The 13,794-nt window shown below is 70.8% G+C and carries 12 protein-coding genes; 7 read left to right on the forward strand and 5 right to left on the reverse strand.

Annotated features, from left to right (window positions below; all coding sequences use genetic code 11):
- The first annotated feature begins 4 nt into the window (after nt 1-4).
- On the forward strand, nt 5-424 hold the full coding sequence (locus AB0L60_RS04730; protein ID WP_364607280.1) for a VOC family protein: 420 nt from the start codon (nt 5-7) through the stop codon (nt 422-424).
- On the opposite strand, the gene AB0L60_RS04735 is transcribed toward AB0L60_RS04730, so the two are convergent.
- Nucleotides 400-1,461, reverse strand: a complete 1,062-nt coding sequence (locus AB0L60_RS04735; protein WP_364607283.1) for a glutathione S-transferase C-terminal domain-containing protein — start codon at nt 1,459-1,461, stop codon at nt 400-402. The genes AB0L60_RS04730 and AB0L60_RS04735 overlap by 25 nt on opposite strands.
- 122 nt (nt 1,462-1,583) lie before the next feature.
- Between AB0L60_RS04735 and AB0L60_RS04740 the strand changes: the two genes are divergently transcribed.
- Nucleotides 1,584-2,378 carry an enoyl-CoA hydratase/isomerase family protein gene (locus AB0L60_RS04740; protein WP_364607286.1) on the forward strand — a complete coding sequence of 265 codons (795 nt, stop codon included), beginning with the start codon at nt 1,584-1,586 and terminating at the stop codon, nt 2,376-2,378.
- 353 nt (nt 2,379-2,731) lie between these two features.
- Nucleotides 2,732-3,970 (forward strand): AMP-binding protein, encoded by a 1,239-nt coding sequence (locus tag AB0L60_RS04745; RefSeq protein ID WP_364607289.1) that lies wholly within the window; start codon nt 2,732-2,734, stop codon nt 3,968-3,970.
- A 32-nt stretch (nt 3,971-4,002) separates the two neighbouring features.
- Here the strand turns inward: AB0L60_RS04745 and AB0L60_RS04750 are convergent, their stop codons facing one another.
- The gene (locus tag AB0L60_RS04750) at nt 4,003-4,737 is read right to left on the reverse strand and encodes a tyrosine-protein phosphatase (protein WP_364607292.1); all 735 of its coding nucleotides are present in this window, start codon (nt 4,735-4,737) and stop codon (nt 4,003-4,005) included.
- A 376-nt stretch (nt 4,738-5,113) separates the two neighbouring features.
- Here AB0L60_RS04750 and AB0L60_RS04755 point away from each other — a divergent pair, with 376 nt between their 5' ends.
- Together AB0L60_RS04755 and AB0L60_RS04760 are read left to right on the forward strand one after the other, a co-directional pair.
- Nucleotides 5,114-5,596, forward strand: a complete 483-nt coding sequence (locus tag AB0L60_RS04755) for a TetR family transcriptional regulator (RefSeq protein WP_364607295.1) — start codon at nt 5,114-5,116, stop codon at nt 5,594-5,596.
- A gap of 64 nt (nt 5,597-5,660) precedes the next feature.
- A complete protein-coding gene (locus AB0L60_RS04760; RefSeq protein ID WP_364607298.1) occupies nt 5,661-6,839 on the forward strand; it encodes an amino acid deaminase/aldolase in 1,179 nt (392 codons plus the stop codon).
- 24 nt (nt 6,840-6,863) lie between these two features.
- Here the strand turns inward: AB0L60_RS04760 and AB0L60_RS04765 are convergent, their stop codons facing one another.
- The gene (locus AB0L60_RS04765; RefSeq protein WP_364607301.1) at nt 6,864-10,448 is read right to left on the reverse strand and encodes an AAA domain-containing protein; all 3,585 of its coding nucleotides are present in this window, start codon (nt 10,446-10,448) and stop codon (nt 6,864-6,866) included.
- Nucleotides 10,449-10,839: 391 nt separating this feature from the next.
- On the opposite strand from AB0L60_RS04765, the gene AB0L60_RS04770 reads away from it, so the two are divergent.
- Together AB0L60_RS04770 and AB0L60_RS04775 are read left to right on the forward strand one after the other, a co-directional pair.
- Nucleotides 10,840-11,562, forward strand: a complete 723-nt coding sequence (locus AB0L60_RS04770) for an alpha/beta fold hydrolase (protein ID WP_364607304.1) — start codon at nt 10,840-10,842, stop codon at nt 11,560-11,562.
- Nucleotides 11,563-11,598: 36 nt separating this feature from the next.
- Nucleotides 11,599-12,126: a gamma carbonic anhydrase family protein gene (locus AB0L60_RS04775; protein WP_364607307.1), complete on the forward strand. Its 528-nt coding sequence runs from the start codon at nt 11,599-11,601 to the stop codon at nt 12,124-12,126.
- Here the strand turns inward: AB0L60_RS04775 and AB0L60_RS04780 are convergent.
- Nucleotides 12,120-12,767, reverse strand: a complete 648-nt coding sequence (locus AB0L60_RS04780; RefSeq protein WP_364608501.1) for a phosphoribosyltransferase family protein — start codon at nt 12,765-12,767, stop codon at nt 12,120-12,122. The two genes, AB0L60_RS04775 and AB0L60_RS04780, sit on opposite strands and share 7 nt — an antisense overlap.
- Before the next feature lie 54 nt (nt 12,768-12,821).
- Entirely contained in the window at nt 12,822-13,625 is an 804-nt protein-coding gene (locus tag AB0L60_RS04785) for a carbon-nitrogen hydrolase family protein (protein WP_364608504.1), read from the reverse strand.
- Nucleotides 13,626-13,794: the final 169 nt, after the last annotated feature.

A 13,794-nucleotide genomic window follows, 5' to 3' on the forward strand; every position in this document is an offset into this window, starting at 1 on the left:
TCCCATGAGCGAAACGACAACCCCCATCGCGACCGGCACCGTCGTCTGGCCGACCCTGGTCTACCGCGACGCCCCGGCCGCCATCACATTCCTGGAGCGGGCCTTCGGCTTCGAGACCACCGCCCGCTACGACGAGGGCGACACCGTCGCGCACGCCGAACTCGCCTGGCCGGGCGGCGGCGCCATCATGCTCGGCGGCGTCCGCGAGGGCATGGCACTGGACTGCCAGCCGCCCGGCGTCGGCTCGGTGTACATCGCGGTCGACGACGCGGACGCCCTGTACGCCCGGGCGCAGGCTGCGGGCGCCACCATCACCCGCGAGCTGCGCGATGAAACCGATTACGAGTCACGGGGTTTCACCTGCCGCGACCCCGAAGGCGTCTACTGGAGCTTCGGCACCTACCGGGGCGCGGCCGGCGAGTAGCCGGGTCGGGCCGGGGCGTGTCCCGCGGGCACGCGCTCGGCCTCAACCGGCGGGGGCGGCGGGGTGCCGTCGCCGAAGGGCCTGCCGCCCAAGGCTTCCCGGCCGTGCGGGGTCAGCCAGTTGCCGAGCTCGGGCCCCTTGGGCACCACCCGGGTCGGGTTGATGTCGGCGTGCACGATGTAGTAGTGCTGCTTGATCTGCACGAAGTCGATCGTGTCGCCGAACCCGGGGGTCTGGTAGAGGTCGCGGGCGTAGGCCCACAGCACCGGCATCTCGGTGAGTTTCTGCCGATTGCACTTGAAGTGGCCGTGATAGACCGGATCGAACCGGGCCAGTGTCGTGAACAGCCGGACGTCGGCCTCGGTGATGGTGTCGCCCACCAGGTACCGCTGGGTCGCCAGTCGCTCGGACAGCCAGTCCAGTGCGGTGAAGAGCCGGTCGTAGGCGGCGTCGTAGGCGTCCTGCCCGCCCGCGAACCCGCACCGGTACACGCCGTTGTTGACCTCGGTGTAGACGCGGCGGTTCACCGAATCTATCTCCGCGCGAAGGTCTTCCGGATACAGCCGCGGTGCGCCGGGCCGGTGGTATTCCGCCCACTCGGTGGAGAAGTCGAGCGTCATCTGCGCGTAGTCGTTGGTGACGACCGCGCCGGTGCGCTGGTCCACGATGACGGGCACGGTGATGCCGCGCGGATAGTCGGGGAACCGCTTGAAGTAGGCGTCCTGCAGGAAGTGGATGCCCAGCACCGGATCCACCTCGCCCGGATCCAGGTCGAAGGTCCAGCTGCGCTTGTCGTGGGTGGGCCCGCACAGTCCCAGCGACAGCACCGATTCCAGTCCGAGCAGCCGCCGCACGATGAGCGTGCGGTTGGCCCATGGACAAGCCCGCGCCGCCACCAGCCGATACCGGCCGGGCTCGACCGGATACCCGTCTCGGCCGTCGGCGGTGATCCGCGTGTCGATGTAGTTCGTATCGCGTTTGAATTCGCCCGGTTCGACGTAGGTCCCCGGCTCGGATTTCGAGGTCACTGTGTTCATTTTGCCCCTCCGCTTCGCTCCGGGGCGGGTTCGCGGCCATTGGCTGATCTACTACTCGGTCGGCATCGCCGATTTCGTGCTCGACCCTTTGCAGAAGTAAGCGTCCGCATACATTCAGGGTCATGACTGACTCGAAGCCCACCCGCCTGGAGCGCATCGTCACCGACGGCGGCGCGGACGCGGCGATCCTCACCATCGACAATCCGCCGCTGAACCTCTTCGACAAGGCCCTGATGGACACGCTGGCCGCGGATATCGACGAGCTGTCGGCGAATCCGCCCCGGGCGCTGCTGATCCGCGCCGACGGCAAGCTGGTCTCCGGTGGCGTCGACGTGCACGTCTTCGACGGCCTATCGGAGGAGGAGGGCGCGCAGCTGTGGCGGACCCTGTTCGCGCGCATCATCCACCCGCTCGAGGCGCTGCCCTGCCCGGTCATCTTCGCCGCGCACTCGCTGACCCTGACCGCGGCCTTCGAGATGTCGCTGGCCTGCGACATCATCCTGGCCGCGCCCAAGGCCAAGTTCGGCCTGGTGGAGACCGTGGTCGGCCTGACTCCGTCGATGGGCGGCCCGCAGCGGCTGGCCGAGCGCGCCGGTTCCGGCCGCGCCCGTGAGTTCGTCATGACCGGTGACACCTACTCCGCCGCCACCATGGCCGAGTGGGGGGTGGTCAATGCGGTGCACGAGGATGTCGACACCGCGGCCCGGGCGCTGCTGGCCCGGCTCGCCGAGGGCCCGACCCGCGCGCACGCCGCCACCAAGGCGATCATCGAGGCCTGGCGCTCCGGTGGTGTGGCGCACGCGGATTCGGTGACTCCGGAGGTGTCCGGGCAACTTTTCGGCACCGCGGATCTGCGGGGGGCGGTGCGCAGCTTCCTCGAGGTCGGCCCCGGAAAGGCCACGTACACAGGTCGGTAGGCGTCGATCGGCCGGGCCGCGGCCGCGCTTCTGCTCGAAGAACAGGATCGACCGTGCGCGTCCGGGCGTGTCGGCTGCCGCCCGGGCGTGTCAAGCCTGTTACCTGCACTGGTATGGGATCGGGGGTGGCACGAGACCGCCCGGCGGGGAATCCCGGTGCGACTGTTGCGAAGCCACCGCAAAATCGATGTTTCCGCAGGCTCGATCGGGGGAACGTGGGGTCGACCGGGCGGCGATCTGTTTCCGTGGTGTGAAAGCCTGACATCCGTTTGCCGACAATCCGCCCACCGATGTGATCTGCATCATATAGTCACTCTTGCCTGCAGGGCTTCGAGGTACCCGGAGGGACGACGATGTCGCAGTTACTCGTGGAATATCCGCAGACGCGAAACGGCTGGTGCGACAACCCGCTTGCCCGCGCCGCCGACGGCATCCTGCGCTACGGCAACCTCACGCCCGCGCTCACCGAACTCCTCGACGTCCAGGTCCACACCTTCGCCGCCCGCGAGGCCGTGGTCGAGATCGGCGGCCCCCGGCTCACCTACCGCGAACTCTGGTACTCGGCCTCCCGCATCGCGGGCGGCCTGCAGGAACACGGCATCGGCTACGGCGACCGGGTGGCGGTCCGCATGCCGGTCGGCGCCCGCTGGGTGCAGGCGTTCCTGGGCGCGCTGCTCTCCGGGGCGGTGCCGGTGCTGGTCCACGACGGGCTGCCGGATGGCGTGGCGGACCGCGTGATTCACGACGCCTGCGCCGACTTCGTGCTCGACGGCGGCGGCCGCGCGGCGGGCTTCCGCGACGCGCTGCCCGACGGCGCTGCCTTCATCGACGACGGCGCGTCCCTCGGCGAACTGGCACTGCTCAGCTACACCAGCCCCTGCTCCGGGGCCGGCCCGCGCGGGGTGGAGCTGACCAACGAGAACCTGCTCTCCGCGGTCCGTTCCGTGGTCGGCGCGCTGGATCTGCCCACCGACGGCCTGCGCAATCTGGTGCTGCTGCCGCTCGCGCACGCCAGCGGCTGCGTCGACCAACTGCTGCCCACCTTCGCGGTCGGCGGCACCGTGGTGCTCACCCCCGACCGGTCCGCGGTGCCGGAAGCCCTTGTCGCCGAACGCATCGACATGGTCGCCGCGACCCCGCGCATCTTCGCGGGCCTGCTGCCCGGCCTGGCCGGGCTGCGGGTGGAGCGGGTGCGGCAGATCTGCAGTGCCGGGCACCGCGCCGAACTGGCCGCGGCGGACCCGGCCACCTCCGAATCCGTCGCCAACTCCCTGCGTGCGGTCTTCCCGGAGGCCCGGCAGTGGTCGGTGTGGGGCGCGACCGAGACCTCCGGCATCGGGCTGGCCCGTGACGACACCGCCCCGGGCCGGGACGCGCTCGGATTCGCCTTCGGCGGAACCGAACTCGCGCTGTGGGGCCCGCTCGCGGCGGTCGGCCACGGCGAGCTGCTGTGCCGGGGGCCGAATGTCAGCCCCCGCTACTGGAACGACCCGCAGACCACCCAGTCCCGCTTCACCGGCTCCTGGTTCCACACCGGAAACCAGGTCAGCATCGACCGTAACGGCCTGGTCCGCCGGTCGAACGCGGACTGATCGCGCGCTGCCGCGGAGAACAACCGCAGCGGTCAGACGAGCATCCGGGCGCGCAGCGCCTCGCGCAGCTCCTGGGTGATGCCGACCTCGGCGAGATAGCCGTCCAGGCCGCCGTACATGGCGTTCATGGAGTTGGTGCCCGACTCCAGGTATTCGGGGCGGACACCGAGCAGATCGTCGGAGAGTTCCTCGTCGGTGCCCGCGGTCATCAACGCGCGCAGGTGGGGGACAGCGTCATTGCTGAGCAGGTAGTCGGCGTAGATGTCCTCTTCGGTGACATCGACCGCCCGCAGCAGTGTGGCCACGGCCCACCCGGTGCGGTCCTTGCCCGCGGCGCAGTGCACCAGCGCGGTGCCGCTCAGTACGGAGTCGGCGAGCGACCGGATGGCGACATGCGCCTCGGGCAGGGCGGGGAAGAGCCGGTAGACCTCGAGCATGTGGCCGGAGGCGCTGCTGTGGCGGCGCGCCTCGTGCGGCGGGGTCTCGCCCATACGGGGGTCGAAGGGGGTGACCTTCAAGCGCACACCGTCCGGGACGACGTCGTGGCCGATGTGGTCGATCTCGGCGAACCCGCGCAGGTCGTGGACGTCGGTGACGCCCAGCGTCCCGAGGGTCGTGAGGCCCGTCTCGTCGAGGCGGCTGAGCTGGGCGGACCGCAGCAGCACTCCGTCCCGCACGGTGGAACCGCCCGCGGTGCGGGCGCCGCCGAGATCGCGGAAATTGAAGGTGCCGGAGATCAGGAATTGGTCGTGGCGCGCAGAAGTCACCCGCTCAGGCTAACGGTGGGCGGGTAACGCCAGAGTGTCGAACAGTGGAGCGTTGTGGGTTCGCGCACACCCGCTATGTTTCATCGCACACCCGCCGATAAAATACCGTCCGGTCCAAACAACGGCCTTACCGGGCGATCGTTCAATTTGATCATTCCCATCCGGTCGCGGGCCTGTTCCAATTAGGTAACAAAACATTCTTGAGGTATGGAATCGGCTATCAAAGCTGGTTGCCGGGCCAGAAAAAGACGTAACATCAATACCCGTTGAACGGGTACGCAGGCGTACAAGCCGGAGATCACTGCCGATCTGCAACACCCGTTGAGCGAGCCGCGCAGGCGAGGTGCGCGAGTTCTTTCGCCAAAGGGAGTCGTCGTTGAGCGCAAGTGGAGAAATCACCCAGGTCGGACTTCGTCCGGCCATGACCGAGGCCATCGAGGCCGCGGCCGTGTCGCTTGATTTCAGGGGTAATCGCGCCCTGCGCATCCTGCTGCACGCGGGACTCAGCACGCTGTGGCCGATCCTGAAATCCTCCCCGGACCGGCAGATCCGGGCCTACGAGTCCACCCTGGCGGTGCTGCGGCGGCGTTGGGAGAACCAGGCCACCTGTGTTCCGGACCCGGTCGCCACGGCCATGTTCCGGGAGCTGGACGCCGACGTGACGTCCTTCCTGGACCACTGCGCCCGCCGCTCGGGCACCCAGTGGCTGGAGCCGGTGGATGCCATCGCCGCCTATCTGCTGGCCGTCATCCAGGGCATGGTCCTGCGCTGGCTGGCCGACTGTGATGACGAGATCTCGCTGGTGGTGCTGGACGACCTGGTCTCGTACCTGTCGACCAAGGCCGTCGACCTGCCCTGACACATCCGGCCTGCCCCGAAACTTAATGCTGGACGCATGACCAGGTTCATGGTCGAATGATCTGGTGACCGATTCGTCGCCGATCAGCGGGCTGCACGCGGCCACCGCCGACCTCGAACCTCCGCTCGCCGCGGTCGATATGACCGCCCTGCGCGCCAATGCCGACGATCTGGTGCGCCGCGCCCGCGGCGTCCCGATCCGGGTGGCCAGCAAATCCGTGCGCTGCCGCGCCGTTCTCGAGGAAGTCCTCGGGCCCAAGCTCACCGCCTCCGGCGGCTTCGCGGGCATCATGGGTTACTCACTGCGCGAAGCCATCTGGCTGGTCCGCGAGGGCGCGCGCGATGTACTGCTCGGCTATCCCACCGCCGACCGGCACGCCCTGGCGGAACTCGCCTCCGACCAGTTGCTGCTCGACTCCATCACCCTCATGGTCGACGACACTGCCCAGCTGGACCTGATTCGCGAGGCCGTCGGCAGCGAAAAGGTCGCTCCCCGTGTGTGTCTGGATGTGGACGCCTCCCTGCGCCTCGGCCCACTGCACCTCGGGGTGCGCCGTTCGCCCATCCGCACCCCCGAGCAGGCCGCCCGGCTGGCCGCCGAAACCCGTTCCCGCGGTTTCCGGGTCGTCGGCGTGATGACCTACGAGGCCCAGATCGCGGGTCTGCCGGACACGAATCCCGCTGTACGCCTGGTGAAGTGGGCGTCCGCAGCGGAGATCGGAAAGCGCCGCCGCCAGGTGCTGGAGGCGGTGCGGTCGACGGTCGGTGAACTCGAGCTGGTCAACTCCGGCGGGACCGGGTCCATCGAGGTCAGCATTACCGACCCGGGCGTCACCGAGGTCACCGCGGGTTCGGGCCTGTACCTGCCGACCCTGTTCGACGGCTACCGCAATCTGGCGCCGCGGCCGTCCATGTACTTCGCCACGCCGGTGCTGCGCCGGCCGGCGCCGGGCATCGCCACCGTCTTCTCCGGCGGCTACATCGCCTCCGGGCCCACCGGGGCCTCGCGGGTGCCGAAACCGGTGTGGCCCTCGGGCTTGAAGCTGATCGGGACCGAGGGCGCGGGCGAGGTGCAGACCCCGCTGACGGGCGCCGACGGCCTGGAGATCGGCGACCGGGTCTGGTTCCGGCACGCCAAGGCGGGCGAGCTGTGCGAGCGCTTCAACGAGGTGCACCTGATCGACGGGGACGGCAGCCGCACCACGGTGCCCACCTATCGCGGCGAGGGGCACTGCTTCGGCTGAGCCGAGAGCGCGGGGCCCGGGCTGCTAGACCCGGTCGAGCTGCAGGACCGCGGCCAGGTCGGACAGCTCGGCGGTGGTGGCCGGGAGGTATTCGGTCAGCAGCGGCGAGCGCACGATGATCGCCGACCACATGGCCCGCGAGATCGCGCTGGTCAGCCAGTGCCGCGACAGCAGCGCGCCGATCCCGTGCGGGGCGTCCTCGGGCGCGGAGGTGGTCATGGAGACCAGCACCACCGCGGCCTCGCGGCCCTGGAAGTGATCGGGCGTGCCGACCAGGACGTCCTCGATGCGGGCCCGCGACAGCAGGGTCCGGATGCGCGCCACCTGGGCGTGGTAGGGGGCCACCACCAGGATGTCGTGCGGATGCAGGCGGCGGGTGAGTGCGCCGGTGTGCCAGGGCAATCCGAGCAGTGTGCGCACCTGGCGCACGATTTCCCGTGCCTCCTCGGCGGATTCGGTGCTGTTGCCGTGATGCTCCACCGGCACGGTGCGCACGCCGGGCGGAATGCCGTCGAGTTCCCGTGCGAGGGTGACGGTTTCATTGGAGCGCAGCCGATTGTCGTAGCGCAGCCGCGACACCGGGCCACACATGCGCGGGTGCATGCGCCAGGTGCGGTCGAGGAAGTAGCCGTAGCCGGCGGGCAGGGTGCGGTGCGCGCCGAGCAGCCGGCCCAGCACGGATTCGGCGATCGGCTCGGGATGCGCGCCGTGTCCCGCCGGCGGCGCGGGGTCGCCGACCAGCAGCAGATTCCGGGCGCACACGGCCACGGCCACCGCCTCGGCCAGCGGGAACTTCCCGGCGTCCACGATGACCAGCAGATCCAGGCTGTCGCGCGCGACGCGCTCGGGATCGGTGAAGTCGCTCGAGAGTCCGCCCACCACACAGCCGTTCACGGCATTGTCGAGGAAGCGCGGATAGCGCGAGGCCTCGATGGGCAGCCATTCCGGCGCCACCGCCCGGCTGTCGGCCTTGGCGACCAGCTCCGGCAGCACGCCCATCTGCACCACGGCGTCGAGCACGTGCTCGACCACCTGGTGCGAGCGCGCCACCACGCCGACCCGCCACCGGTAGCGGGTGACGAGCCGTTCCACGGCGCGCGCGGTGGTGTCGGTCTTGCCGGTGCCGGGCGGGCCCTGCACGGCCACATACGAATTGTCGAGATCCAGGACCGCGGCGGTGACGGCGGCGGCGTGATCGCCGAACACCTCGGGCAGCGCCGCGCCCGCGCGCAGACGCGGCGGGCGGCGGCACAGGATGTCGAAGACGGCGGTCTCGGGCACCTGGGGGAGGGTCACCAGCAGCTGATGTGCGGTGTCCTCCAAGGCTTCCGCGAGATGGATGTCGTGGCCCGGCGGGCAGGGCGCGATGGCCGCGGGCAGCTCGTCGTAGGGTTCGCAGCCCACGGGGAGTATCTCCACCACCCGCACCACGTCCTCGAAATTGGTGTCCAGCGCGCAGCCGAGGACGGTGGCGTGTGCCGTCGCGCGCAGGCCCGGGGCGGCCGTCATACCGGGCGCGGGGCGGTCGTAGAGGGTGAGCACCGCCGTGCCCGGGGGCGGTGCGTTGCCGGTGCCCAGCCGGCCGGTGAGGGTCAGGTAGCGCCGCATGGGCTGTTGCCCGGTGCCGTGCCAGTCGGTGTCGACCGAGCCGGAGTCGGCGACGAGAACCCCTGCGGTGTCGGCCCATTCGGCCACCGGATGGTCGAGCCGGTCGTCGTGCGCCCAGCGCAGCGGCCGCCGCTCGCGCCGGTGATAGCCCAGCGCCGCCGCCGCGAGCCCGGCCGCCTCCTGCGCCGGGCCGCGCTCCTCGCCGTCGCTCTCCGCGAATTCCCGCAGGGCCGCCTCGATTTCGTCGGGCCCGGTCTCGGCGTAGTCGTAGGACCACCGACGGCTGGGCCGGACCTCGTGTCCCGCGGCCAGGTCGAGCAGCCAATCCCGCAGTCGCAGTACGGCTTCCGCGCCGCCGCCGCTCTCCTCCTGATTGGGCGGCAGCTGGTGCAGGTCGTAGGAGCGTTCGCCGACCACCAGCGCCGCCCGCACCACCGGGTACAGGTCGGCCAGGGCGGGTAGCAGCTCCGCCACCACATCCTCACCCTCGGAATCGCGTTCGCCGATGGTGTGCAGCAGGCCGCGCAGATCGCCGCGATAGTGGTGGATCCGCAGATCCGGGCATTCGCGCTGGCGCTCGATCAGGAACTCCAGCAGCGCGTCCGCGTCGTCGCGGCGGGGGGAACGGCTCCCGTGACCGAGGGTATCCGGGCCGTCGGCTCGAATGACGAAGGTGCGCGCCGGTTTCGGCACGGCGGGCGCGGGCACGAATCCCAGCGCGACCGTGCTCACCCCGGGCCCCTGCTCGAAGGTCGCGACCGCGGCGTTGCCGCGCTTTTCGGCGAACTGTTCGCCATCGGGCGATTCCACCGGGTCCTGGACGAATATCGCCGGCGCGGAGGAGGTTTCGGCCACGCGGAGGCCCTGCGCGGCCGGGTGGTCCGCCGGCGCCCGGTCGGCCGGCTCGAGCGCGCTGATCTGCACGATCACATCGCCTGCGGTGCGGGCGATTCCGGACCCCGCGCGCGGGAGGCCGGCGGTGTCGGGGGGATTGACCGGGGTGACGCTGACGAACAGGTCGCCACGGGTCGGCGCGGGCAGGGCGGCCAGCGCGGCCGGATCGATGAGGGCGTGCACCGGACGGCCGGTGCGCTCGCGCAGGATCTGGACCTCGGCCTGGCGGCGCAGGGTGGTCAGGGTGGCGGACGGGATGCCGGTGACGGCGGCGTCGGCGACGGCCAGCCGGTCCACGGTGGTGATCCCCGCGTCGCGCAGGTGGGCGCGGGTGGCCGGGCGCATTCCCGCCACCAGCAGCAGATCCCGGCGGGTCTCGAGTTCGGTTGTGCAGGTGGGGCAGTGGCCGCAGGCCAGGAAGCGCCGGTCCCCCCACTGCACGGGGAGCAGCTCGCCGAGCTTGGTGTCGACAATGAGGTTCAGCCGCGCCCGCCGCGCCTGGTAGACGACCGACATGTCCGCGAGCGTGTAGGTGACCGGGACGCCGTCCTCCCACACCCGCACCTGCGGCGCGGACCGGAAACCGTTGCGCCGCAGGGCCTCTGCGGCGGCCGCCAGTCCCAGCAGGGTCGCGATCCCGCCGCGCCGGCCCGCCACCCCGGCCACGATGTAGTCGTGTCCCTCGGGGGCGTGATCGCGCACCAGGAATTCGCAGCGCGCCACGAAGTCCCCGTCGAACACCACACCGCCCGCGACCGCCTCGGCCTCCGCCCGCAGTGCCGTCAGCGTCCGGTCGTGCGCGTCCCGCAGTCCGGCCAGTGCGCGCTCGCGCAGGTCCTCGGAGACGAGCGCGGTGGTGGCGAGGGCGTCGGCCGCGGGCTCGGACAGGCGGATGCGGGTGACGCCCGGCCCGTACCGGTCGCGCAGGTCGGCGAGGTGGTGTTCGACGGCCGGGTCGGGGGTGCGTGTGAGCGTGCCGGGCGACGGGAACTCGACCGGCGTCACCAGTCCCAGTTCGGCGTCGAGCGCGCGCAGCAGCGCGAACTCACAACGCGCCGCCGTCACCAGGTCTCCGGTGCTGCACACGACACGATCACCGAACAGCATCAATCGCGGCCCTCCTGTGCCTCTCCTCCGCCGACACCCGCACCCGGCCGGGGTCTTGTCGTCACGTGGCCGAGTCGGGCCATAGCGTAATGACTGCGGGCGGTGTGATGTGCTGCCAGGTGCGGCCCGCGCACCGGTCCGGACCCGCCATGACCCGCCCATGTCAGCACGCGTTTGCGGGCGATGTTGGGAGACAACGCGACTCGCGCGCGCCGCAGCCGCCGACAGCGGCTCGAGGCCCGGTCGTACGCCAGAAATCGCATCGCCATTCCGGCGTGTCGCCCCGCGGACCACCCGGCGGCGCGTCGCGGTCCGGCGGGTTCGCTCGTTACTCGCCAGTCGCTTGTTTCCGGCGGGCCCGCAACCCGTGCGGGTCTGTCACAATCTGCCGATGCTCTACCTAGCGGGCGCTCGCGGCCGCCTTCACTACCGCCGCTGGCAGCTCGATAATGCACAGGCCGTCCTGGCGTTCTTACCCGGAATCGGCCAGCACAGCGCGCACTACCACCGATTCGCCCGGGCGCTGGCCGCCCAGGGCATCGAACTCTGGGCCCTGGACACCTCCGGGCACGGACTCAGCGAAGGAGATCCCGAAAGGCCGGGAACGATCCACGAGCTGGCCGCCGACGCCCGGCTGTTCCTCGACCAGGTGCATGCGCACGCGACCTCCACCCCGTTCCTGATGGGTCACTCCCTGGGCGCGGCCACCACCCTGGCCGTGCTGCGCGACGCGCAACCGGGCGACTTCGCCGGACTGGTGCTGTGCGGGACGCCCAAGGCGGTGCTGGAGGGCAGGTCCCCGAAGTCCGCCCGCGGCGCCGAAACCGCGAATCGTGCTCGCGCCCAGGGCGGTTCCCGCTCGCGTGCCGCACTGGCGACCGAGCAGGAGTCGGACTGGCCGGGACCGCGGCTGCCCGCGGGCCTGCCGGTGCTGATCGTGCACGGCGCGGACGATCGCCGGGCGCCGGTGGAACCGGTGCGGGAGTGGTCGGCCCAGGTCGGCGCGCGTTTCCACACCTACCCCGATGCCGGCCACGACCTGCTGCACGAGCCCGCGCATGCCGAGGTCACCGCGGAGATCGTCGAATTCGTGCACGCCCGCTCGCTGGTCTGAAGGATTCGCGCTGGTCCTGAGGATTACGGTGAGGGCGTGCCCCTCTACGAATTCGAAGGCAAGCGCCCGACTGTCGATCCGACCGCGTTCATCGCGCCCACCGCGACCCTGATCGGCGATGTGCGCGTCGAGGCGGGCGCCTCGGTCTGGTACGGCGCGGTGCTGCGTGCGGACCTGGCGCCCATCATCATTCGGGAACGCGCGAACGTGCAGGACAACGCCGTGATCCATGTGCCGCAGGACGTCACCGTGGAGATCGGCGCGGGTTCGACGATCGCGCACTCGGTGGTGTTCCACGGCGCGACGCTGGGCGCGGAATCGATTGTGGGCAACGGCAGTACGGTGCTGGACATGGCCAAGATCGGCAGCGGCGTGATGATCGCCGCGCACTCGCTGGTCGGCCCGGGGCAGGAGATTCCCGACGGCGTGCTCGCCGCCGGCTCGCCCGCCCGGGTCAAGAAGCCGCTCGCGGGCACCCCGGCCGAACTGTGGGTCAAGACCAATCCGAGCTTCTACGCCGACCTCGCGCAGCGACACCGCACGGGCATCACCGAGGTTCACTGATCCGTTTCCCGGGAAGCGGTGGGGCGCAACAGCTTCACCACTTCCGCATCGGTGAGCTGATGGAAGTCCCGGTAGGCCCCGCCCACTCCGCCGAGAGCCCGCGGTACCAGCGGGCACACCACCTCGTCGGCGATCTCCCGGATCCGGTGCAGCGCTTCAACCGAGGACACCGGCACCGCCACCACCACCCGGCGCGGCTCGTGCAGCCCGGCGATCTCGCAGGCGGCGGCGACGGTCGCGCCCGTCGCCATACCGTCGTCCACGATCACCACGGTCCGGTCCTTCAGGTCGATCGGCGGCCCGGCCCGCAGGACCCCGCGGCGGCGCTCCAGCTCGGCCCGCTCGACGAGTTCGATGTCCGCCAGCTGATCGGGCGTCACTCCGGTGTGCCGCACCACGTCGTAGTTCAGCACCCGGACGTCGTCCTCCCCGATGGCCCCCATGGCCAGTTCCGGCTGCCACGGCACCCCGAGCTTGCGCACCAGCAGCACATCGAGGTCGCCGCCGATCACGTCGCGCACTGCCACGGCCACCGGCACCCCGCCCCGGGGCAACCCCAGCACCAGCGGATCCGCCGCGCGCAGGTGCCCCAGCACCCCACCCAGCGCGCGCCCGGCGGCCGCCCGATCCGGATAGATCATCGCTCTGTCCATTTTGCCCCTCCGCTGCGCTCCGGGGCAGGGTTCTGGGTGGCTCTACTCTCCGCGGATCGTGTAGCGGCGTAATGCCAGGCTCGGATTCGTGGTGCGGACCTCGGTGAGGTGGTGCAGGTCGATGTGGGCGGTGGCGATGCCCGGCTGGTCGCCGAGTTCGGCCAGCACCGCGCCGGTGGGGGAGACGATCATGGAGGCGCCGGACCCGCGCGGGGCGGCCTGGTCGGCGGCGGCGACGTACATGGTGTTCTCGATGGCCCGGGCGCGCAGCAGCGTGGTCCACTGATCGACCTTGCCGGGACCGGGAATCCACTGGGCGGGCAGCAGCAGGACGTGCGCGCCCGCGCCGGCCAACCGGCGAATGCCTTCGGGGAAGCGCAGATCGAAGCAGGTCTGCAGCCCGAACACCACGCCGTCCACGGTGAAGGTCGGGGACTGGTCCAAGGGGCCGGGGATGAGCAGATCGGATTCGCGCGATCCGAACGCGTCGTACAGGTGCACCTTCCGGTAGACCGCCGCGAATTCGGCGTCGGGCGAGGCGGCAACGAGGGTGTTGTAGACGTGCCCGGCGGGCTGGTCCGGGCCCCCGGACTCGACCACGCCCGCGACCACGTGCACCCCGAATTCGGCTGCGATACCGCGCAATCCGGTGACGAACGGTCCGGTGAGCGGTTCCGCGGCGGCCAGCACCCGATCGTCGAGGCGCTTGGTGGCGAACATCGAATACTCCGGCGCCACCACCACCTTCGCTCCGAGTTCGCTGGCAGCCTTGACCTCCGCGCGCAGGGCGGTGAGATTGGCCACGGTGTCGGTGTACGGATCGAACTGCACCACCGCCACATCCACCGACCCGGCCGGTTCGGTCCCGGCGGGCCGCTCCGCCGCGGCGGCCGTTTCGTGCACGGCCGTCACCACTGCTCCCGAGCTGCCCGCATCGGCGGTGGCCAGGGTTCCGGTGACGTAGTTGCGAGCGGGAGCGGGTTCGGGATTTCCGAGTCCGGACACGGAACTCGAG

The organism is Nocardia sp. NPDC051981, assembly GCF_040680715.1.
GTDB lineage: Bacteria > Actinomycetota > Actinomycetes > Mycobacteriales > Mycobacteriaceae > Nocardia.

What these genes read in the sequence shown, in the direction of transcription:
- AB0L60_RS04740 (WP_364607286.1), top strand. Translation starts at nt 1,584, where the DNA reads ATGACTGACTCGAAGCCCACCCGCCTGGAGCGCATCGTCACCGACGGC.
- AB0L60_RS04770 (WP_364607304.1), top strand. Translation starts at nt 10,840, where the DNA reads ATGCTCTACCTAGCGGGCGCTCGCGGCCGCCTTCACTACCGCCGCTGG.
- AB0L60_RS04780 (WP_364608501.1), bottom strand. Translation starts at nt 12,767, where the DNA reads ATGATCTATCCGGATCGGGCGGCCGCCGGGCGCGCGCTGGGTGGGGTG.
- AB0L60_RS04745 (WP_364607289.1), top strand. Translation starts at nt 2,732, where the DNA reads ATGTCGCAGTTACTCGTGGAATATCCGCAGACGCGAAACGGCTGGTGC.
- AB0L60_RS04730 (WP_364607280.1), top strand. Translation starts at nt 5, where the DNA reads ATGAGCGAAACGACAACCCCCATCGCGACCGGCACCGTCGTCTGGCCG.
- AB0L60_RS04765 (WP_364607301.1), bottom strand. Translation starts at nt 10,448, where the DNA reads ATGCTGTTCGGTGATCGTGTCGTGTGCAGCACCGGAGACCTGGTGACG.
- AB0L60_RS04735 (WP_364607283.1), bottom strand. Translation starts at nt 1,461, where the DNA reads ATGAACACAGTGACCTCGAAATCCGAGCCGGGGACCTACGTCGAACCG.